This window comes from uncultured Thiothrix sp., assembly GCF_937876535.1.
GTDB lineage: Bacteria > Pseudomonadota > Gammaproteobacteria > Thiotrichales > Thiotrichaceae > Thiolinea.
This window is the reverse complement of sequence record NZ_CALFHZ010000002.1, coordinates 74,616-94,314: the sequence shown is the minus strand read 5'-3', so window position 1 is coordinate 94,314 and position 19,699 is coordinate 74,616. Positions and strand designations below refer to the sequence as shown.

Genomic DNA, 19,699 nt, shown 5'->3' with positions numbered 1-19,699 from the left:
TTTTAAAACAATAATTTAGGCACTTGACCAGGACAGTAATGTCCAGTTTAATGAGCTTAATGCTGGATTAAACGAGATTAGGAGAACGTTAACAGCAGCTCAAATAATCACTTATCGACTCAAATATTTAAGGAGGTAAGCATGGATATGTTTGAAAGAGTCATCATCTCTATCTGCCAGTTATTACTGGCATTAACCCTAGCTATTGGAGTGTCATGCTTCATCTTCTTATTAATATGGGTGATAAAGATACTAGCTATTCCAGCGGTACGTCACTTAATAGCAGCATCTACCGCAATCAATACGGTTTAACCTGAGGACGAGAAGCAACTTGCCTGCTTCTCGTCAAATCAATTTCTTAAAGTGAATATCTTTCTGATTAAGCCAAGCGCCCAATATTCAACTGATCATGAATACTATTACGCTCTGCTACAGAAATATTTAGACCCGCTGATAAATCCTGCATATATTTAACTTCGCGCGGATCATCTAAAGTCATCGCCAGCAAAGACATTAGATACACTTGTTTCTCCATGCCTTGTGGAACATTTTGAATCAAGCCTTGCAAATCTAAAGGTTTTCTTAGTTCAGTGGTTACAAAGTCAATATCTGCTTGTGAAGCATCTTTGAGGTGCTCTTTAATTTTAGCCTGTTCATTATCATCAATGACGCCATCGGCTTTTACGGCACTGATCATGGCACGCAATAAAATAGCAGCGTGCTTTTCATCCTCTGCTGTAGCATGCACTGGCTCATCGTTTAAGGCTGCTTTAAAGACTGAACCCATATCGGTATTTTTAGTGGGCGAACTACCGCCAAGCATATTGAAGAGGCTACCAAGGATATTGCCACCTGAACTACTATTTGAGCTACTGCTTGCTTGAGCTGTTTTTCCTGCCAGCATACTGGTTAAGAGGGCACCAATCCCACCTGCAATTGCTGTGCTGCGAGTCGCGCCACCGCCTAAAACTGCACCTAATAAACCACCTAAGACACCACCACGCCCTCCTAATAATTTTTTCGAGGCTTGTGCAACAATTAAACCAAACGCAACCCGCCCTAAGGTTTTGACTAAACTCATTATCTACTCCACTATTTTTTAAAGTACATTCAATTAAAACTAATCAGTTGGTACTGAGAACTAGCTGTTGAAGCTTAGCATGTAACTTATCTGAACATAGCTCAAGATTCCGTAATGATTAGTGCCGTCATTCCAAAGATCAATCCTATCCAAATAACTTGGTATTTTTTGCAGAGCTTGCTAATAATTTCACAGCTAAGTCTTTCGTAAACTACCGAGCCAGTTTCTATGTTAAAAAAAGTTTACACCGCTGCAACGCCACTCATGCCGGGGTTTATTCAAGAGGTGTTAGAAAATGCAGGCATTCCTTGCCAACAACGTAATTATTTTTTGAATGGTGCAATGGGTGAATTGCCGTTTGTTGAAACTTGGCCTTCACTATGGGTTGACGAAGCCTATGAGCAACAAGCGCTTGAATTAATTCAGGCAACTTTAAAGCAACCTAGCGCAGGTGTCTGGGTTTGCCAAAACTGCAAGGAGGTTTTAGAAACTCAATTTCAAAACTGCTGGCAGTGTGGACAAGCTGCACCACCTAGCATCCCTATTGGCGATGGAAAGTAAGCACTAACACATCCCGCCAAGCCGCTTGGCTTTTGTCTTCAGGCAGAATCGGTGTCACTCCGTGATAAACCTTATGATCATTCACTAAAAGCAAATCGGTACTCGTACTCAAAATGCATTGACCAAGCGCTTGCATCTGATTGTTATAAATATGACTCACCCCACCCTGCACATTATGCCGATCTAGTAACATAATTAGGATGTAATCAGCCCCATCTTTATGCACACCCTCCGGTGTTGGCCGTCCCTCTGCTAAAGCAGAAGCCACAATCCGAAACTGATGCGCTTGAATCCGCCAGAGCTGGCTCGGATTCGTACTAAATTGCTCTATCGACCATGCAATCAGAGTTTTAAATACAGGATTCGACACAGTAGTCGGCAGCCATGCGCGGAAATGGCGATTAAAACCACCATGCACTGCATTGTGGTAACTGCTTTGATAATGCGGCTCATGTGGGAGCTGCTTTAACTTGCCATATTGCCAATGGAAGACTGAATAACGGCGCAAGCGATAGCGCCCACCATCGCGCAGATAAGGATCAGGCAAGAGTTGATTCCAGCTTCGACAAAAGCGCTGATACGCATGCGCCATCTGCTGACGCAATTGAGTTTGTAAGCGATTCTGAGAGTCACCCACGGCTGCAATAAAGCCGAGTTGATTAAGCTGTGCGTTCACGATCCTTCCATATTATTTCGGTCAAGACTAATAATTTACTCGTCTTCGAGTGAATTGCCCAGATCACTTAGGGGCTGTGGCAATTATCACTGCACGCACAGGCGCTGGATAGCCTTCTATAGTACGTTTGGCATCCTGCGGATCCAGAAAGTCCTTTAAAGACTCAAAACGCATCCAATCAGTTGAGCGCTGCTCAGCGGTGGTAGTGGGGGTAACATCCACCGTACGAATATCTTCAAAACCTAAACGCCGCAGCCATAACTCCAACATCGCCACTGAAGGAATAAACCAGACATTACGCATTTTACCATAGCGATCTTCGGGCATCAGTACCGTGCGCTCATCACCGTCAATAATCAGAGTCTCCAAGACTAATTCACCCCCTACACGCAGGGCATTTTTTAATTCTTGCAAATGATCCAAAGGTGAGCGCCGATGATAGAGCACCCCCATCGACAGCACTGTATCAAAACCCTTGCCTTGGAAATCAGGCAAATCTTCGCTTTTTAAAGGCAAGAAATGCACAGGCTGTTGCCCTGCATAATGCTTGATAGCTTGAAACTGCATCAAGAAAAATAAACTAGGATCAATTCCAATCACTTGCTGAGCACCTGCGCCCAACAGCCGCCAGAGATGGTATCCACTCCCACAGCCAACATCTAAGACTAAGCGTCCTTGCAAAGATGATAAATGCGGCGCAACCCGCTCCCATTTCCAATCCGAGCGCCATTCTGTCTCAATTGGAATCCCAAAGACTTCAAACGGGCCTTTACGCCAAGGAATAAAAACCTCTAAAGCTGACCTTAGTGCAACGGCTTGCGTTGTATTTAGATCACTTGCTTGCCCAATTCTTACCGTGCCTTGAGTAAAATCGATACTACTAGCAGCTAACTTCGGTAATTGCTCTAAAGTCTCTAACCAAAGCTCGCGTTTACCATGCGGCGCTTCATAAACTGCGGCCTGCACTTGTTGCGGCAAAGTCGTTAGCCAAGCTGCTAAGCGGGTAGCTGCTAAATCCTGATAAGCTTCTGCCAAGCGTTTATCGAGTAGAGCACTCATGCTTTCACCGCTAAAATAGACGCAAATACGAAATTTTGAAACCAAACTAAGCTTTCACCGAACCCAGCCAATTTCAAGCGCTCTTGATGCATTTCGATAGTATCTGGCAGCAGCACATTTTCTAAAGCAGAACGCTTTTGGCTAATTTCTAGCTCGGAATAGCCATTGGCGCGTTTGAACTCCATATAAAGCTCAGTCATTAAAGCTTGTTGCTGTACATCGGTGAATTTGATTTTTTCAGAAAGAATCAACACTCCACCCGGCAATAAGGCTTCATAAATACGTTGCATTAAAGCTTGGCGCTGAGCTGATTCAATAAATTGCAGAGTGAAATTCAACACAATCACCGAAGCGGATTGCATGGGTACTTGGCAAATATCTGCGCAAAGTGTTTGGAAGCTACCTGCGGGTAGTTGCCGCTGCAAACGCTGCTCACAGCGCTGAATCATCGCCTCAGAATTGTCTATGCAAATGTACTGCACTTGTGGCTCTCGCACCTGTAAAGCCATCGCTAAGGTCGAAGCGCCCAAGGAGCAACCTAGATCATAAACTGCACTGTTGGCCTGAGCATAGCGCCGCGCTAACACCCCCAATTGGCTAATCACCGTTTCATAGCCGGGTACTGAGCGGCGCACCATATCGGGAAAAACATCGGCAACCGCAGCGGTAAAGGCAAAATCCACCACCTGTTGCGGCTTTGCAAAAATCTGATCGCGTGGAGAGTCAGTAGCCATCACTAGCCTTGCTCACCCACCCAACGAAAATCGGCAGGCAATTTATCCAATTGCAAACTTTCCCCTGTGCGTTGCGCAGCATCCGGCCCCATGAAATATAAATAAGGCCCAACCACTGCTTCAGGGCGCACATTGCTATCGGCATGCTCACCGGGGAAGTTTAAGACGCGTAGACTAGTGCGTACCGGTCCCGTGTGAATCCGATTCACCCGAATAAAAGGCTTAGCATCATATTCTTGGGCTAAAATATCGCAGAAAGCATTCATGGCGGCTTTACTCACCCCAAAGCCACCGTAATAAGCACGGTCAGTCGTGTCAGTAGAAAACACAATCGCAGCATCGGGCGACTGTTCTAATAAAGGCAAACAAGCACGCACCAATAGGAAATTAGCATTCAGATTGACTTGCAGCATTTTCGTCCACAAATCTAAATCATGCTGGCGTATGGCCATAAAAGCGCCTAACCAAGCCGCATTCAGGAGTAGCCCATCTAAGCGCCCTAGCTCCTGCTTAATCATTAGAGCCAAACTTGAATAAGCGTCACTCGTCGCTTCAGCTAAATCCAACTTACAAATTACTGGCTCAGGATAGCCTGCCTGTACAATCTCGTCATAGACCGCATCGAGCATCAATTCTTGCTTATCCACCAAGACAACCGTTGCGCCCAAACGAGCATACTGAATGGCTACCGCTTTACCAATCCCCATCGCAGCGCCGGTGACGACAATCACGCGCTCATGTAACAACCCGTCGGCGGGTAGATAATTGAGTAACTCGCTCTGCATGGAAACACTCCTGACCGCTGGAAAAGTTCGGCATGATAACGCGAAATGTGCCCTGCTTATATGAAAAGGATCAAAAATAGGTGACAGCTTAAAATCTTTGGTTAATCATGCTTACACAGTAAACTTTAGCGGCTTGGTGTCCGTTAACTCAATCACAAAATAAGCGGGCGATTGCATCTATGACTGAAGCCACAAATACCCCTATCAGCTGGAGCGAGACTTTGCGCAATTTTTTAGATGCGCGCGTACTGACTATGCTGTTTTTAGGTTTTTCTGCAGGGATTCCGATTTTACTGATCTTCTCATCCCTGTCTTTATGGCTGGGTGAAGCAGGTATCGAACGCAAAGCAGTCACCTTTTTTAGCTGGGCAGCCTTGGGTTATTCCTTCAAATTTGTCTGGGCACCACTGATTGACAAACTCCCCTTGCCCTTTTTAACCCGAGTTTTAGGTAAACGCCGCGCATGGCTGTTGCTCTCACAAGGGATGATTATTCTAGCGATTATCGCGATGGCTAGTATTGACCCTGCTTTGAGTAAAAACAGCGTCACTTTAATGGCCTTTGCAGCGGTTTTACTCGGATTTTCCTCAGCTACTCAAGATATTGTGATTGATGCTTATCGGATCGAATCGGCTGAAACCCGCTTACAAGCTTTAATGTCTTCAACTTATATCGTCGGCTATCGGTTAGCGATGATTGTGGCCGGTGCAGGAGCTTTATATTTAGCCTCTTATTTTGGCTCAGAAAAAGACCATTATGTTTACACTGCTTGGCGTTGGACTTACTTCATTATGGCCGCCATCATGCTAATCGGTGTACTGACTACCTTGGTTATCCCCGAGCCAGCGCATAAAGAAAGCCAGCTAGCTTACACCACCAGAGATTATTTCCGCTTAGTGTTGGTGTTTGCTTGCACCGTTACTAGTTTTGTCCTGACTTTTTTCTTTACCGATGACATCTTTATCAACTTAAAAAATCTGTTTGGCGATGGGGTCTTAACTGGTTTTATTTTAGAAACTCTGCGCTTCGCTTTAGCGGTAGGCATGGCTTTTCTAGCGGGTTATTTACTCGTCCGTGCGGGTTTAGTGGATCGCAGCATTGCTATTGAAACTTGGGTAGCTCCAATTGCTGAATTTTTTAAACGCTATGGTATCAAGACTGCCACCCTCTTATTAATCCTGATTGGCTTTTATCGGATTAGCGATATTGTGCTCGGCGCTGCTTCTAATGTGTTTTACCAAGACCAAAATTTTTCCAAAGAGGAAATCGCGACTGCTGTGAAAACAGTAGGTGTCTTAGTCAGTGTCTTGGGTGGAATCTTAGGTGGCCTATTCGCCACACGCTTTGGCGTGATGAAAAGTTTACTCTGGGGGGCTATGTTAGCGGCTTTAACCAATCTAGTCTTTGTAGGCCTAGCCTTAACTGGACACAACTTGCCTATTTTTTATTTAGCTGTGATCTCAGATAATTTAGCAGCGGGCTTTGCGAGTGCAGCTTTTGTCGCCTTTCTATCCGCACTAACCAGCGTGTCTTTTACAGCAGTTCAATACGCCATTTTTAGCTCGCTCATGTCTTTATTTCCTAAAGTGCTTGGCGGCTATTCCGGTACGATGGTTGATGCGATTGGGTATCCGAGCTTTTTTACTTTCACCACACTGATTGGCTTACCAGTGATTGGGTTAGTATTAATTGCGAGTAAAAATTTGGTTATTCAGCCAGCCGACAATAACTCTACCCAAATTTAGCTGAGGCCAAGGGCAGTTTTTTAAAAAAGTTACCTAAACTGGTATATTTGCGTCTTAAGCGAAGACAAACGCTAAAATCTGCATAACCACCAGTGAATACACACCGGCAAGCACATCATCCAACATAATGCCTAAGCCACCTTCTACTTTGTCATCCACAATATAAATCGGCCAAGGTTTCCAAATATCAAAAATCCGAAAGACAATGAAACCCACCAAGACCCAAACGAGTCCACTAGGTGCAGCAAACATCGTAATCCAAAAACCAACAAATTCATCCCAAACGATGCCACCGTGATCATGCACCCCCAACCGTTTAGCTGATTCGCCACAGACCCAAATGCCAACCACAATGGCAAGCACAATCACGGTAAAATAAAACCACAGCGGAAATAGCGACAAAATCCAATAAAACGGAATCGCTGCTAAAGTACCGAAGGTTCCAGGAGCAACAGGTGCTAAGCCACTACCTAAGCCAAAAGCAGTGATATGAATCGGTGATTGAAAAACGGTCTTTGCTAAACTCATAAGGAAATCATGGTTAGAAATAAAATTATTAGGCTAACTGCCTAACTCCATCTAAAAAACAGGCCTCAAACTCAAGTCAACAGCCTTAATCCTATGGTTTAGGATTAAGCAAATGCTTAAGTACGGGATGCTCTAAACAAAGTTGGTGGATTAGGCGATCATAATGCAACATTTTCTTCATCGAATGCAGAATCAAATAAGCCCCTAAAACTACTAATAATAGATTTAATAGCATTAAGGGCAGCAGAAAATACCAGATATTCAACCATTGATAATGGCTAGAGGTTGCGATCAAAAAGCTAGTCACCGTCATCGGCAGCACCAGTACTGCCAAACCGGTGCGCAAAATCGACAAGCTGGTGCGCTTCTCTGCTAACAGAAGCTGCACCTCATTAATCGCTAGGGCTTCATGCTGCTCAAAATTTGCAGCAGAAACCTGAGTCTCTTTCATCAATTTAGATATGTGTCTGAATGAAACGCTTCACCGCTTCTGCATCCGCAGCCATGACTTCAAAACGCTGTGGCAAACGCTCCAATTGCTCCATCCCTTGTGGGCGCATGGGTGTTTGGCCTAAAGCCTCTTGAATAGTTTCTTCAAACTTAGCTGGTAAAGCGGTTTCTAAAACTAACATAGGTACATCCGCTTCACGTAGCTCCAGCGCAACTTGCAAGCCATCTGCGGTATGTGTGTCGATCATCAAACCATATTGTTGCCAAATCTTACGGATCATTTCAATCCGATGGGCGTGGCTACTTGCACCTGATTGGAAACCAAATTTGCCTACCTCTTTAAATAAGCCTTGTGCTGCTAAATCAAAAGCTCCACCTTGCTCGATCTTCGTCCATAACGCCCGGACTTGCGAGCCATCTTGACCTGCTAAATCATAAATGAAACGCTCGAAATTAGAGGCTTTAGAAATATCCATCGACGGGCTACTGGTATGATAAGTGTTCGCTGCACCGCGCGGACGATAGACGCCTGTTTTGAAAAACTCATCGAGCACATCATTTTCATTGGTAGCCACAATCAAGTGCTTAATCGGTAAACCCATCATGCGCGCAATATGCCCAGCGCAGACATTACCGAAATTCCCAGAAGGGACAGCAAAGCTTACCTGTTGGTCATTGCTAGTGGTGGCTGCAAAGTAACCTTTAAAATAATAAATAATTTGGGCAGAAATGCGCCCCCAGTTAATTGAATTGACTGCCCCAATTTTATAATCAGCTTTAAAGGCATGATCATTCGAGACTGCTTTGACAATATCTTGGCAATCATCAAATACGCCTTTAATCGCAATATTATGAATATTCGGATCTTGCAGGCTAAACATTTGTGCGGTTTGGAAACGGCTCATTTTGCCGTGAGGCGAAAGCATAAAGACATTCACACCCTTTTTACCACGCATTGCATATTCTGCCGAAGAGCCGGTATCCCCCGAAGTCGCACCGAGAATATTAATTCCCTGCCCCGCCTTCGCTAAGACATATTCAAATAGATTACCCAAGAGCTGCATCGCCATATCTTTAAACGCGAGCGTTGGCCCATTGGATAAACATAAAAGATGCAGATTCGGCTCTAAAGTATGTAGTGGTGTAATATCTTCAGGATTTTCACCCTCACGTACATTGCAATACACAGCCGCTGTGTAGGTTTTATCAATGATGGCTTTTAAATCTGCCGCAGGAATGTCGGTCGCAAAGCGTGATAACACCGCAAAGGCTAATTCGCGATAATTCATCGTGCGCATAGCAGTTAAATCAGCATCACTAAGCTGCGGGTAGCTGTCCGGCAAATACAAACCACCATCCGGCGCTAAGCCACCAAGTAGAATTTCACTAAAAGATTGAGCGGGCGACTGACCGCGAGTCGAGATGTATTTCATAACTGGAACCTTGTAACTCCCCTCAAGAATTGAGAGGAGTAGAGAATTTTCATGGATTTTAGTTGAGGGCTAATTCAGTGCTTCCACACGCAAGCTAGTGACTGAGCCGCAAATACTATCGAGTTGCTCAATAGCAGTAATCGCCTCATTCATATTGCCTTGGCGTACCCGTTGCGTCAGCATAATAATATCCACTTCAGCACCCGCTTTAGCAGGCTCTTTCTGTAAGAAGGCTTCAATGCTGATAGAGCGATCACCTAAGATGCGGGTCACATCCGCCAGCACACCCGGCTTATCGACTGCTCGCATGCGCAAATAAAAAGCGGTTTCCACTTCAGTAATAGGCAGAATCGGTGTATCGGCTAAAGTGCTGGCTTGGAAGGCTAAATGCGGCACGCGATTATTCGGGTCAGAAGTCATCGCACGTACTACATCAATGATGTCCGCTACGACTGCAGAACCTGTTGGTTCAGCACCCGCACCACGCCCATAATACAAGGTAGAACCGACAGCATCACCTTGTACCATTACGCAGTTCATGACTCCATCCACACTTGCAATCAATTGCTTGCGGGGAATTAAGGTCGGATGTACCCGCTGCTCAATGCCTTTTTCAGTACGGCGGGCAATTCCCAGTAATTTAATCCGATAGCCCAAGTCAGACGCATAGCTCACATCCTCTGGAGTGATCTTAGAAATCCCCTCCACATAAGTTTCACTGAACTGTAAAGGCACACCAAACGCAATCGAGGACAGAATGGTGAGCTTATGCGCTGCATCCACACCTTCCACATCAAAGGTCGGATCAGCTTCGGCGTAACCCAACGCTTGAGCTTCAGCTAAGACATCCGCGAAGCTGCGCCCTTTATCGCGCATTTCGGTCAAAATGAAGTTACTAGTACCATTAATAATCCCTGCTAACCACTCAATCCGGTTAGCCGCTAAGCCTTCACGCACCGCTTTAATGACCGGAATACCACCTGCAACGGCTGCTTCAAAAGCGACAATTACACCTTTCTTCTGCGCGGCCGCAAAGATTTCATTGCCGTGGAGCGCAATCAGTGCTTTGTTGGCAGTGACAACATGCTTGCCATTTTGAATCGCTTGTAAGACCAAATCTTTAGCTAAGTTATAGCCCCCGATTAGCTCCACGACGATTTCAATATCCGGGTCTTCGACCACATCCATCGCATTGTTACTGAGACGCACACCCGATAAACCGAGCTTGGCGGCGTGACTGGTATCGAGAGCAGCCGCATAGTCAATCACAATACCGCGCCCAGCACGACGGGCAATCTCTTCAGCATTACGTGATAAAACCGTTGCAGTACCACCACCGACGGTGCCCAGCCCTAACAAACCCACCTTAACAGGCTTCATGTGTACTCCTTAAATCTAATTTTTACTTATGATTGCGCCGGACTGCTTAACTCGTCCTGACGGAACATTTGTTTTATCCCGCGAATTGCTTGACGGGTGCGGTGCTCATTTTCAATTAAACTGAAACGCACATGGTCATCACCATATTGCCCAAAGCCAATCCCTGGAGAAACCGCCACATGCGCATCATTTAATAGTTTTTTAGCAAACTCAAGTGAACCCATCGCGCGATAACGCTCAGGAATTTTTGCCCAAACGAACATACTCGCTTTTGGACGCTCTACCTGCCAGCCTGCTGCATTTAAACCATCACACAAAACATTGCGGCGGGCTTCATACATGCTACGAATTTCATCCACGCAATCTTGTGGGCCATCTAAAGCAGCAATCGCAGCGATTTGGATCGGTGCAAACATGCCATAGTCTAAATAAGACTTCATACGCTCTAAGGCTTTGACTAAGGTCGGATTACCGCACATAAAACCCACCCGCCAGCCCGGCATATTGTAAGTTTTGGAGAGCGAGTAAAATTCGACCGCAATATCCTTCGCACCCGGAATTTGCAGAATCGACGGTGCTTGATAGCCATCAAAGCAAATCTCGCCGTAAGCGATGTCATGAATCACCCAAATATCATGCTCTTTAGCAATCGCAATCACCCGCTCAAAGAAATCTAGCTCAACGCACTGTCCGGTTGGATTGCCGGGGAAGTTAATAATGAGCATCTTAGGCTTCGGCCATGAATTTTTGATGGCAGCTTCTAATTCAGCAAAGAAGTCTTTGCCTTCAATTAAGGGCACATGACGAATATCCGCATCCGCAATAATGCTGCCATAGGGATGAATCGGATAGGCAGGATTGGGCACTAATACCGTATCACCACGACTTAAAGTGGCTAAAGCTAGATGCGCTAAGCCTTCTTTTGAACCAATCGTGACAATCGCTTCAGTTTCAGGGTCAATATCGACATCAAACCGACGCTTATACCAATTGCTAATGGCTTTACGTAAGCGTGGCACCCCACGAGACATGGAATAACGATGTGTATCAGGCCGCTGAGCACTTTCCACTAATTTGTCGACGATGTGTTTAGGCGTTGGTTGGTCTGGATTTCCCATACCAAAATCAATAATATCCTCACCACGTGCACGCGCTTCGCGCTTCAAGGCATCGGTAATCTTGAATACATAAGTCGGTAAGCGGTTTATTCGTTGAAAATCGTCTTGCACGATATTGAAACCCATCTATGAATACTACCCATCGCTGGGGCCATTTGCAGCCGGTCACATTACAATCGACTATACAGTTCTGTCAATGCTGCCACCGAGGAGCCACTCATGCAGTTTAGCGAAGATCAACCTCAAGCGACTTACCTCATTCAAGCTTATGATAGGGGTTGGGTGCAAATCCAGAATCAGCGCCTAACTCAGCCGTTTATTGTGAGTGGGCAAACTTTAATAAGTGATTGGGTGACCGGAAGCTTTGAAGAACTAAGCCCTGAACAACTAGACCCTTTATTTGCTTTAAAACCTGAGGTCATTTTAATAGGTTGCGGTGCTAGTGCGAGTTTACCCACTCCCGCCATCTATCGTGCTTTAGTGGAGCATGGGATTGGATTTGAACTGATGACCACTGACGCCGCTTGCCGGACTTACACAATTTTGTTAGTCGAAGGCCGTACTGTGGCAGCCGCCCTATTTCCATAAAAATAGGGCATGAAGGGACTAACAGTTACTTGACTAGATACCTAACAAGCTTTCGCCGGATAAACCTTTATTTTCTAAGATACGGCGTAAGCGTTTTAAAGCATCCATTTGAATTTGCCGCACGCGCTCACGGGTTAAACCTAGCTCTTCGCCGACTTGTTCTAAAGTAGAACGTTCATAGCCATGCAAACCAAAACGACGCACGATCACATCCTTCTGCTTCACATCCAACTGGCTCAACCAATTTTCAACTGAATGACTGATGTCTTCATCCTCTAAGACCGCTGCTGGCTCGCGTTCTTCTTCCATTGGAACAAAATCGACCAAGGGGCTGTCGCCATCTTTGCCAACTGGGGTGTCTAGGGAAGAAACATGCTCGTTGAAACTTAAGAGTTTACGCAAACTGTCAATCGGGCGTCCTAAAGCTTCAGCCATTTCTGGCAAACTTGGTTCTCGACCTAATTGCTGCGTCATTTCGCGCAATTTGCGCATATACGCATTCAGCTCTTTATTCACGTGAATCGGCAAGCGAATCGTGCGGGTTTGATTCATCAAGGCACGTTCGATATTTTGCCGAATCCACCATGTTGCATAAGTGGAGAAACGAAAGCCACGCTCAGGATCAAATTTTTCTACCGCATGAATCAGGCCTAAATTACCCTCTTCAATTAAATCCGGTAATGGCAAGCCTCGACCTAGATAACGACGGGCAATTTTTACGACTAAACGTAAATTGCAGGTGATCATTTTCTTTCGGCCTAGCTCATCGCCTGCACGTGCCAGACGCCCATAGTGAATCTCTTCTTCAGGGGTTAATAAGGGTGAAAACTCAATTTCACGCAAATACAATTGGGCAGCATCACGTTCTGTGGATTGACTAACACGTTCCGAGGTGGAATCAGCTAGTACATCGGAACCATCGACACTTAGCAAATCTTCTGACTCATCGGTTAACTCATCAAGCTCTTCAAGCTCAATGCTGTCGTCCTCACCCAAAGTGAAGTTTTCTTCCTCTGGGTTGGAATGAGTCTGTAGGCTATGCATTGCATCACTCCTCTGTGGGGTTGTATCAGGCCAACAAGCTAGTTATGGCGTTGTTAACGCACTTTTTGACTCCCTCAGTCGACACCTAAGCTTAAACTTTCCTATTTATTTTTCTGCAAAGTAGCACAAAGCTTTCGAGATTTAAAGACCTTAACGAAAACTTAACAAAAATACAAGATTATGATTATTATAGAGAATTATTAAAAACGTCAAAAATCGCTGTAAATTTAATCTGAATGCAGGCTGAATGAAATCAGCATTTCATCGGAAATTTGGTAAAACTCAGCTTCTTTGCTCAGACTAACCCACTAAGCTTGCTGAAATATAAAAATAGCTAAGTTATAAGCTTTCTAGATTTTTTCTTAAAAAATCTACTTATTTTGGTAACTACACAATTTATTATACAAAATGTGTTTGATAGAGAGAATTTTTGGCCTTGATTAGCATGATCAATACTCAAAGCCGCTGCCAGCAGATACCCAAAGTGGATTGTTTTTTAATAGGTAGGTATAAGCCAAGAAAAAGTCAGAGGAGCTGACCGTTTTTAGAGACAAACGGTTACAAACAGCTAAGCCTATAAAGGCGGTGCTCCGTATTGTTTAGCAAGATCTTGAATATAACGCTTACGCTCACTGCTACTCATAGCCGACCATTGTTCACGCAGTTTTTGCTGCTCTGCCATTGGTAAGCTTTTGATCCAACTCCGCCATTTTTTAATTTTTTCCCGCTTATCAGTGGGTAAGCTACGGTAATGATCTAATTTCTGCTGCAAAGCAATACGACGAGTGAGAGGTAAATTTTTCCACTGTGTATATTGAGAGCGAATCTGTGCACGTTGACTAGCAGGTAAAGCAGCCCAACGCTTCAAATTGCTTTGCTTCTCAATCGAAAACCCTGACCATTGCGACTGATACTCTTGTAAGACTTTGCGTTCTTGAGAGCTTAAACTCTCCCAACTTAGGCTTCCTGCCCAACTAAAAGTGCATAAACTGCCAAGCCATAAGCCTAGGCTTAAACGTAATAGCCACCCAGTAAGTGATTTCATTGAATCGCATCCTTGAGGGGAACGCGCTCACCATCCAATAAGGAAAACATCATCGTATCGCTACTAGAATCAGGGTTATCTAGTTCACTCCAATAGCGACCGTAGTCGTCCCACCATTCAATCATCGCTGCTAATTCATCAGCCGACTCTTCGGCATAAGCAGGCCATAAACTCAGTCCTAAGATAAAACCGAGAGAAAGGAATCCTTTCCTTAACATGATGTGCTCCCTAAGCGAGCGGCTTAACTGTATTCAGCGGCTAGCCACTCATAAATATCCATATTGTCTAAAAACTCAATGTCTTCATTAGACATTAGCACATCTGCAGAATTTTTGGACGACACCTCTGAATTGCTCAAAGAATTGTCAGACAAATGGTTAAAGAATAGCTGCAAGCCTAAACTAATCACTGTTGCTCCTACTAAACCTGCAAGCACTGCTCTCGGTCTAGCATCTACGAAACTCCAAGCACCTAACCAAGCTGCAAAGCCCGTTTGAGACTTAACTGTACGCGCTTTATTTAACTCTAATAAAGCTTTTTGCCGCGCTTGTTGTAGCCTGCCTTGAATCTGCGGGCTTAAATGCTCGGCTTCACGGTTTAAACCTTGTTCAAGTGCTTTTAAGCTCTCCGTATCCCGCCTGTTCTCCATTAATTTTCTCCCAGATAATCGCGCATTTGGCGCATCGCACGCGCCAAATGGGTTTTCACGCTACCTTCTGAACAGCCCATGATTTTTGCTGTTTCTGCAATGTCATAACCTTCCCAAGCACGCAAGAGTAAAGCCTGCTGCTGGCGCAAAGGTAGCTTGCCAATCAACTCCACCAAGCGTTGGCTTAGCTCATCATTTTGTAGTTGTCGGTCAGGTTCTAAAAACTGTGTCTGTGCAACTAGTTCATCAGGCTCTGGTCTTTCCTCTGATTCGGTAGAATCATTGAAAAAGACTCGCCAACGCTGCCTAACTTGGCGACGCCGATGCCAATCATTGATTTTGCTATGCAAGACACTATGAAAAAGCGCACCCCATTCAGCTTGTGGATGTTGGCTATAGTTTTGTACCAAGCCCAACATCGCATCTTGCACAATATCGAGAGCATCTTCTTCATTTTGAGTGGCTAGTCGCGCTGTAATAAAAGCCCTTTTTTCTACACTTGCTAAGAAGTGATTCATTGTCATGCTTGAGCTCAGATCATGCTCCTTTGCCTCCTTACTCCCCAACGGGTCGCCTGACATGACTAGCTTATCGCCAGAAACGAACCCTTGTTGTTGAATTCCTTGTACTAACATGATGCTTGGTTCATCCTTGATAACGGTTTACCACACCAAACGTTGACACTAGTAGTGTTTAAGTTCTTTCTGTGAAAGAATTCTTTGGCAAAAGTTCCTCGAAACCCTCATTAGGAGAGTAAGTCATGCTTTGGAAATCTGGCAGACGCAGCAGCAATATTGAAGATAGACGTACTGGCATGGGTGCGCCCGCCAAAGTGGGTGGTATTGGTTTAATTTTGATGTTGGTCGTGGCTTGGCTCATGGGCGCTGACACCATGCAGCTATTAGGTATTGCGGGTAATAACCTCGCTGGCACGACTATGACCGTACAACAGCCTACACCTGAAGAACAAGAAGATGCTGACTTCGTTTCTGCTATTGTCGCACAAACTGAAGATGTCTGGGGGCCGATGTTCCAAGCAGCAGGTCGCAAATACCAAGAGCCAAGCCTAGTGCTATTTAGTGAACAAATCGAATCGGCCTGTGGTTATGCTTCAGCAGCGAGTGGCCCCTTTTATTGCCCAGCGGATCAAAAAGTTTACATTGACTTAAGTTTTTTCCAAGAATTACGCCGTTTAGGTGCACCCGGGGATTTTGCGCGTGCTTATGTGATTGGGCATGAAGTGGCTCACCATGTGCAGAACTTAATGGGAACCTCTACTAAAGTTAGCCGCCTACAGTCACAAGTAAGTGAAGCCGATTCAAATTCGCTTTCAGTGCTACTAGAGCTACAAGCGGATTGTTATGCGGGAGTTTGGGCAAATCACGCACAAAAAAACTTCAATACACTAGAAGCGGGTGATATTGAAGAAGGCTTACAAGCGGCTGCATCGATTGGCGATGATCGTCTACAACGCATGTCTGGACGGCGTGTGAACCCAGATGCCTTTACGCATGGGACTTCTGAGCAACGGGTTAAATGGTTTAAAACCGGTTTGCAATATGGCGATATGAATCGTTGTGATACTTTTGCGAGCATTCGCTAACTTCACAAGCACTAGCCTCTCCGTCTTGAGAGGCTAGTGCTTAGGCTTTACTCCGCAAAATTCATTTCTAAATACTTAAACACGGCAAATAAGCCCATCGCTTCGCCGCCTATCGGACGTCCAGGGCGAGCGCGTAAATTCCAAGCCATCACATCGAAATGCGCCCACGGAATCCGATTGGGGACAAATTCATTTAAAAATAAAGCGGCGGTAATCGCCCCACCATAGCTATCACCACTATTACTTAAATCAGCTACCTGACTACGCAGCTTTTCTAAATAAGGTTTATGCAATGGCAAATTCCAAATCAGATCATTACTCATCGTAGACGCCGCTTGCAGCTTTTGCATCAAGGAACGGTCATTAGCAAAAAAGGCCGGAACTTCTGTTCCCATCGCCACTCGTGCAGCCCCTGTGAGAGTAGCAAAATCAATAATCACATCCGGATCATTTTCAGCCGCATAAGCGAGTGCATCACACAAAATTAAACGCCCTTCCGCATCGGTATTATCAATTTCAACCGTTTTCCCTAAGCGAGTATGGAGCACATCACCAGGGCGGAATGCATCACCACTAATCGCATTATCCACGGCAGGAATGAGTACCTGTAAACAGATGGGTAGCTCAAGCTGCATGATTAATTTAGCTAAACCTAAAACATGCGCCGCACCACCCATATCTTTTTTCATTAAACGCATATTCGAAGAAGGCTTAATATCGAGGCCACCAGTGTCAAAACAAACCCCTTTACCCACTAAACAGACTAAAGGATCGTCTTGATTCCCCCAATTTAATTCAATTAAGCGTGGCGCATGCACACTCGCGCGCCCTACCGCATGAATCGTTGGGAAGTTTTCTTTTAATAAAGCACTCCCGGTAATCACATCCACTTCTGCGTCATGGACTTCGGCTAAGCGGCGGGCAACTTGCTCTAAATCCTGTGGCATCATGTGATTAGCAGGCATATTAATCAGATTACGCACTAAACTAATCGCCTCAACCATCGCATTAATACGCGCAGCGCCTTGGCTTACATATAAAATCGGTTTGGTGGGTTCTTCTGTAGTTCGAAATTGATCAAACCGATAATGGCCTAAACCCCAACCCACCAACATTTGCGTGAGATCTTCATCGTTCCAATCCCCTTCGAGGAAATATTCACCCGTTGGCAATAAGTTGGGTAAACCCGCTAAAGCCCAGAGCATACCCTCGCTATCATTCAGTCCATAAAAAACATGTACTAAGCGCCCAGCTGAATCAGGCACTAAAGAAACGGTATTCGGTTTGCCACGATAACCCTGCACCGTGAGCCAATTCCGACCTGATTCATGAATACCTGTTTTAATTTCGGCTAAACTAGTTTCTGTAACTAAACGAATAGGGATGGCCGTCTCAGTTTTTTCATAGGTGAACATAAAATGACGTCTCTACTTATTGTGAACTTTATCGTGTTGTAATTGACAAGCCAGCAGCCTGACTTCATGCTTTGGCTAAAGAATTTACAAGCATAAGGCATTTGCCCAAAACTAGCACTCTGATATCAACAAGAATTAATCATGCGATTGGATACCACTTATACAGTGAATACACCGGAGGGCATTGCTTTAGAGCTATCACCAGCAGGCCCTGTGCCACGCACCTTAGCGTGGTTAGTGGATCTCATGATTCGTGCAGGTGTCAGTTTACTCATCCTCATTCTATTAGCCTTCCTAGGCAGCCTAGGTATGGGTCTTGCCATGATTTTAATTTTTTTATTAGAGTGGTTTTACCCAGTTTGGTTCGAACTACGTTATCAGGGCCAAACACCAGGCAAACGCTTACTTAATATTTATGTAGCACAACTTGATGCCAGCCCGATTTCACCAGCAGCGTCAGTGGTTCGGAATCTATTACGGGTGGTTGATTTCCTACCATTTTTTTATGGATTTGGTTTAGCCAGTACATTATTAACTAAACGTTTTCAGCGTTTAGGTGATTTAGCGGCAAATACTGTAGTGCTTCATAAGAGTTTACCTGTCTTAAGCCAACGTGAAATCTTAGCCAACCCAGAGCCAGCGAATGTGTCTTTATCTTTACCCGAGCAACAAGCATTGATTTTATTTGCGCAGCGGGAGGCCACTTTAACCATCGAACGCCAACAAGAACTTGCACAGTTCACAGAAAGCTTAGTGAAAAATAAAAAGGATCCAGCCGCGCATTTACGCAGCATTGCTAGCTGGCTGATAGGAAAACAAGCATGAAACAATCTATTTTCGTGCAAACTAATGAGCCTTTGTGGAGCCAACTTGAAGCTTGGCTAGATTTTCAGGACTTACCACGCAAAGAACGCAATAAACGACAAGCTGAACAGGCCACGCTCGATTTTCCAGAAGTTTATCGGCATGTCTGTCATCACTTGGCTTTAGCGCAATCACGCATGTATAGCCCTTTATTGATTGAGCGGTTAAATCAATTAGTGATCCGTGGGCATAACCGCCTTTACTCAAGTCGTCTCCATTTTTGGCAACGCCTCGTTGAGTTCTTTTTAAGAGCCTTACCACAGCTGGTGCGGCAAGAACGTAAAGTTGTGTATTTAGCAGCGGCGTTATTTTTTGGCAGCCTGATTAGCATGATTATTGCCATTCAAATCCAACCCGAACTGGTTTATTCAGTCATCGATGGTGAGCAAGTGGCGGGAATGGAGATGATGTACGACCCCAAAAACACCTCACGTTTTGGGCGAGAACGTGAAGCCGATAGTGATGTGCTGATGTTTGGCTATTATATTCGTAACAATACAGGCATTGGTTTTCAGACCTTTGCGGGTGGTTTAACCTTTGGGCTAGGTACCTTATTTTTCTTGTTATATAACGGCTTAGTGATTGGTGCAGTCGCGGGGCATTTAACCGAAATTGGTTATATCGAGACCTTCTGGAGCTTTGTCGCGGGGCATAGTGCATTTGAATTAACAGCCATTGTGCTTTCCGGTGCAGCGGGCTTGAAATTAGCTGAAGCCTTAGTTATGCCGGGGCGTAAATCACGCCGTTTAGCTTTATTGGATAATAGCCGCATTGCTATTCAAATTGTTTACGCGGCTGCGACCTTGTTCATTATGGCCGCTTTTATTGAGGCTTTTTGGTCCTCTCAAGCTATTATTCCTCCGCAAGTTAAATATGCAGTGGGAGTTAGCCTCTGGGCCTTGGTAATTCTCTACTTTGTGCGTGTTGGACGTGAGTAGCGC

At 45.0% G+C, this 19,699-nt stretch carries 23 protein-coding genes; 7 read left to right on the top strand and 16 right to left on the bottom strand.

What is annotated here, in order from left to right:
- Nucleotides 1-141 precede the first annotated feature (141 nt).
- Nucleotides 142-312 carry a hypothetical protein gene (locus Q0230_RS00560; RefSeq protein WP_298607062.1) on the top strand — a complete coding sequence of 57 codons (171 nt, stop codon included), beginning with the start codon at nt 142-144 and terminating at the stop codon, nt 310-312.
- Between the two features lie 67 nt (nt 313-379).
- On the opposite strand, the gene Q0230_RS00555 is transcribed toward Q0230_RS00560, so the two are convergent.
- Nucleotides 380-1,081: a DUF533 domain-containing protein gene (locus tag Q0230_RS00555; RefSeq protein WP_298607060.1), complete on the bottom strand. Its 702-nt coding sequence runs from the start codon at nt 1,079-1,081 to the stop codon at nt 380-382.
- A gap of 228 nt (nt 1,082-1,309) precedes the next feature.
- On the opposite strand from Q0230_RS00555, the gene Q0230_RS00550 reads away from it, so the two are divergent.
- A complete protein-coding gene (locus Q0230_RS00550; RefSeq protein ID WP_298607058.1) occupies nt 1,310-1,642 on the top strand; it encodes a DUF2007 domain-containing protein in 333 nt (110 codons plus the stop codon).
- On the opposite strand, the gene Q0230_RS00545 is transcribed toward Q0230_RS00550, so the two are convergent.
- The 4 genes from Q0230_RS00545 to Q0230_RS00530 all read right to left on the bottom strand — a co-directional run bounded on the left by Q0230_RS00545 (nt 1,623) and on the right by Q0230_RS00530 (nt 4,896).
- On the bottom strand, nt 1,623-2,318 hold the full coding sequence (locus tag Q0230_RS00545; protein WP_298607056.1) for a 2OG-Fe dioxygenase family protein: 696 nt from the start codon (nt 2,316-2,318) through the stop codon (nt 1,623-1,625). The two genes, Q0230_RS00550 and Q0230_RS00545, sit on opposite strands and share 20 nt — an antisense overlap.
- 63 nt (nt 2,319-2,381) lie before the next feature.
- Nucleotides 2,382-3,377, bottom strand: a complete 996-nt coding sequence (gene cmoB, locus Q0230_RS00540) for a tRNA 5-methoxyuridine(34)/uridine 5-oxyacetic acid(34) synthase CmoB (protein WP_298607054.1) — start codon at nt 3,375-3,377, stop codon at nt 2,382-2,384.
- The gene (gene cmoA, locus Q0230_RS00535) at nt 3,374-4,111 is read right to left on the bottom strand and encodes a carboxy-S-adenosyl-L-methionine synthase CmoA (protein WP_298607052.1); all 738 of its coding nucleotides are present in this window, start codon (nt 4,109-4,111) and stop codon (nt 3,374-3,376) included. The genes cmoB and cmoA overlap by 4 nt, the downstream gene beginning before the upstream one ends.
- Before the next feature lie 2 nt (nt 4,112-4,113).
- Nucleotides 4,114-4,896, bottom strand: a complete 783-nt coding sequence (locus Q0230_RS00530) for an SDR family NAD(P)-dependent oxidoreductase (protein ID WP_298607050.1) — start codon at nt 4,894-4,896, stop codon at nt 4,114-4,116.
- Between the two features lie 179 nt (nt 4,897-5,075).
- Here Q0230_RS00530 and Q0230_RS00525 point away from each other — a divergent pair, with 179 nt between their 5' ends.
- On the top strand, nt 5,076-6,641 hold the full coding sequence (locus Q0230_RS00525; protein WP_298607048.1) for an MFS transporter: 1,566 nt from the start codon (nt 5,076-5,078) through the stop codon (nt 6,639-6,641).
- A gap of 54 nt (nt 6,642-6,695) precedes the next feature.
- On the opposite strand, the gene Q0230_RS00520 is transcribed toward Q0230_RS00525, so the two are convergent.
- From Q0230_RS00520 to alaC, 5 genes are all read right to left on the bottom strand, one after another.
- Nucleotides 6,696-7,169, bottom strand: coding sequence for a phosphatidylglycerophosphatase A (locus tag Q0230_RS00520; protein WP_298607047.1), 474 nt, complete (start codon nt 7,167-7,169; stop codon nt 6,696-6,698).
- Nucleotides 7,170-7,260: 91 nt separating this feature from the next.
- Nucleotides 7,261-7,620, bottom strand: a complete 360-nt coding sequence (locus Q0230_RS00515; RefSeq protein WP_298607045.1) for a hypothetical protein — start codon at nt 7,618-7,620, stop codon at nt 7,261-7,263.
- Nucleotides 7,621-7,624: 4 nt separating this feature from the next.
- Nucleotides 7,625-9,052, bottom strand: coding sequence for a threonine synthase (gene thrC, locus Q0230_RS00510; protein WP_298607044.1), 1,428 nt, complete (start codon nt 9,050-9,052; stop codon nt 7,625-7,627).
- A gap of 69 nt (nt 9,053-9,121) precedes the next feature.
- On the bottom strand, nt 9,122-10,432 hold the full coding sequence (locus tag Q0230_RS00505; protein WP_298607043.1) for a homoserine dehydrogenase: 1,311 nt from the start codon (nt 10,430-10,432) through the stop codon (nt 9,122-9,124).
- A 26-nt stretch (nt 10,433-10,458) separates the two neighbouring features.
- Nucleotides 10,459-11,661 (bottom strand): alanine transaminase, encoded by a 1,203-nt coding sequence (gene alaC / locus Q0230_RS00500; protein ID WP_298607132.1) that lies wholly within the window; start codon nt 11,659-11,661, stop codon nt 10,459-10,461.
- A gap of 108 nt (nt 11,662-11,769) precedes the next feature.
- Here alaC and Q0230_RS00495 point away from each other — a divergent pair, with 108 nt between their 5' ends.
- Entirely contained in the window at nt 11,770-12,138 is a 369-nt protein-coding gene (locus Q0230_RS00495) for an Mth938-like domain-containing protein (protein ID WP_298607042.1), read from the top strand.
- 33 nt (nt 12,139-12,171) lie between these two features.
- Here Q0230_RS00495 and rpoS read toward each other — a convergent pair whose 3' ends face one another.
- The 5 genes from rpoS to Q0230_RS00470 all read right to left on the bottom strand — a co-directional run bounded on the left by rpoS (nt 12,172) and on the right by Q0230_RS00470 (nt 15,511).
- On the bottom strand, nt 12,172-13,182 hold the full coding sequence (gene rpoS / locus Q0230_RS00490; RefSeq protein ID WP_298607040.1) for an RNA polymerase sigma factor RpoS: 1,011 nt from the start codon (nt 13,180-13,182) through the stop codon (nt 12,172-12,174).
- Between the two features lie 574 nt (nt 13,183-13,756).
- Nucleotides 13,757-14,227 carry a DUF3106 domain-containing protein gene (locus Q0230_RS00485; RefSeq protein WP_298607038.1) on the bottom strand — a complete coding sequence of 157 codons (471 nt, stop codon included), beginning with the start codon at nt 14,225-14,227 and terminating at the stop codon, nt 13,757-13,759.
- Entirely contained in the window at nt 14,224-14,445 is a 222-nt protein-coding gene (locus Q0230_RS00480) for a hypothetical protein (RefSeq protein WP_298607036.1), read from the bottom strand. The genes Q0230_RS00485 and Q0230_RS00480 overlap by 4 nt, the downstream gene beginning before the upstream one ends.
- Before the next feature lie 23 nt (nt 14,446-14,468).
- Entirely contained in the window at nt 14,469-14,876 is a 408-nt protein-coding gene (locus Q0230_RS00475) for a DUF3619 family protein (protein ID WP_298607034.1), read from the bottom strand.
- The gene (locus tag Q0230_RS00470) at nt 14,876-15,511 is read right to left on the bottom strand and encodes an RNA polymerase sigma factor (RefSeq protein WP_298607032.1); all 636 of its coding nucleotides are present in this window, start codon (nt 15,509-15,511) and stop codon (nt 14,876-14,878) included. The genes Q0230_RS00475 and Q0230_RS00470 overlap by 1 nt, the downstream gene beginning before the upstream one ends.
- 125 nt (nt 15,512-15,636) lie before the next feature.
- Between Q0230_RS00470 and Q0230_RS00465 the strand changes: the two genes are divergently transcribed.
- A complete protein-coding gene (locus Q0230_RS00465; protein WP_298607030.1) occupies nt 15,637-16,479 on the top strand; it encodes a neutral zinc metallopeptidase in 843 nt (280 codons plus the stop codon).
- A gap of 47 nt (nt 16,480-16,526) precedes the next feature.
- Here Q0230_RS00465 and Q0230_RS00460 read toward each other — a convergent pair whose 3' ends face one another.
- Nucleotides 16,527-17,894, bottom strand: a complete 1,368-nt coding sequence (locus Q0230_RS00460) for a M17 family metallopeptidase (protein ID WP_298607029.1) — start codon at nt 17,892-17,894, stop codon at nt 16,527-16,529.
- Nucleotides 17,895-18,035: 141 nt separating this feature from the next.
- Between Q0230_RS00460 and Q0230_RS00455 the strand changes: the two genes are divergently transcribed.
- The gene (locus Q0230_RS00455) at nt 18,036-18,719 is read left to right on the top strand and encodes an RDD family protein (RefSeq protein ID WP_298607027.1); all 684 of its coding nucleotides are present in this window, start codon (nt 18,036-18,038) and stop codon (nt 18,717-18,719) included.
- Nucleotides 18,716-19,696, top strand: a complete 981-nt coding sequence (locus Q0230_RS00450; RefSeq protein ID WP_298607025.1) for a stage II sporulation protein M — start codon at nt 18,716-18,718, stop codon at nt 19,694-19,696. The genes Q0230_RS00455 and Q0230_RS00450 overlap by 4 nt, the downstream gene beginning before the upstream one ends.
- Nucleotides 19,697-19,699: the final 3 nt, after the last annotated feature.

Bases quoted from the DNA above. Each gene is read 5' to 3' on its own strand.
- Q0230_RS00470 (WP_298607032.1), bottom strand. From the start codon at position 15,511: ATGTTAGTACAAGGAATTCAACAACAAGGGTTCGTTTCTGGCGATAAG.
- Q0230_RS00515 (WP_298607045.1), bottom strand. From the start codon at position 7,620: ATGAAAGAGACTCAGGTTTCTGCTGCAAATTTTGAGCAGCATGAAGCC.
- Q0230_RS00555 (WP_298607060.1), bottom strand. From the start codon at position 1,081: ATGAGTTTAGTCAAAACCTTAGGGCGGGTTGCGTTTGGTTTAATTGTT.
- cmoB (WP_298607054.1), bottom strand. From the start codon at position 3,377: ATGAGTGCTCTACTCGATAAACGCTTGGCAGAAGCTTATCAGGATTTA.
- rpoS (WP_298607040.1), bottom strand. From the start codon at position 13,182: ATGCATAGCCTACAGACTCATTCCAACCCAGAGGAAGAAAACTTCACT.
- Q0230_RS00485 (WP_298607038.1), bottom strand. From the start codon at position 14,227: ATGAAATCACTTACTGGGTGGCTATTACGTTTAAGCCTAGGCTTATGG.
- Q0230_RS00505 (WP_298607043.1), bottom strand. From the start codon at position 10,432: ATGAAGCCTGTTAAGGTGGGTTTGTTAGGGCTGGGCACCGTCGGTGGT.
- Q0230_RS00465 (WP_298607030.1), top strand. From the start codon at position 15,637: ATGCTTTGGAAATCTGGCAGACGCAGCAGCAATATTGAAGATAGACGT.
- Q0230_RS00475 (WP_298607034.1), bottom strand. From the start codon at position 14,876: ATGGAGAACAGGCGGGATACGGAGAGCTTAAAAGCACTTGAACAAGGT.
- cmoA (WP_298607052.1), bottom strand. From the start codon at position 4,111: ATGGCTACTGACTCTCCACGCGATCAGATTTTTGCAAAGCCGCAACAG.
- Q0230_RS00495 (WP_298607042.1), top strand. From the start codon at position 11,770: ATGCAGTTTAGCGAAGATCAACCTCAAGCGACTTACCTCATTCAAGCT.
- Q0230_RS00550 (WP_298607058.1), top strand. From the start codon at position 1,310: ATGTTAAAAAAAGTTTACACCGCTGCAACGCCACTCATGCCGGGGTTT.
- Q0230_RS00450 (WP_298607025.1), top strand. From the start codon at position 18,716: ATGAAACAATCTATTTTCGTGCAAACTAATGAGCCTTTGTGGAGCCAA.
- Q0230_RS00525 (WP_298607048.1), top strand. From the start codon at position 5,076: ATGACTGAAGCCACAAATACCCCTATCAGCTGGAGCGAGACTTTGCGC.
- Q0230_RS00560 (WP_298607062.1), top strand. From the start codon at position 142: ATGGATATGTTTGAAAGAGTCATCATCTCTATCTGCCAGTTATTACTG.
- Q0230_RS00530 (WP_298607050.1), bottom strand. From the start codon at position 4,896: ATGCAGAGCGAGTTACTCAATTATCTACCCGCCGACGGGTTGTTACAT.
- Q0230_RS00480 (WP_298607036.1), bottom strand. From the start codon at position 14,445: ATGTTAAGGAAAGGATTCCTTTCTCTCGGTTTTATCTTAGGACTGAGT.
- thrC (WP_298607044.1), bottom strand. From the start codon at position 9,052: ATGAAATACATCTCGACTCGCGGTCAGTCGCCCGCTCAATCTTTTAGT.
- Q0230_RS00455 (WP_298607027.1), top strand. From the start codon at position 18,036: ATGCGATTGGATACCACTTATACAGTGAATACACCGGAGGGCATTGCT.
- Q0230_RS00520 (WP_298607047.1), bottom strand. From the start codon at position 7,169: ATGAGTTTAGCAAAGACCGTTTTTCAATCACCGATTCATATCACTGCT.
- Q0230_RS00460 (WP_298607029.1), bottom strand. From the start codon at position 17,894: ATGTTCACCTATGAAAAAACTGAGACGGCCATCCCTATTCGTTTAGTT.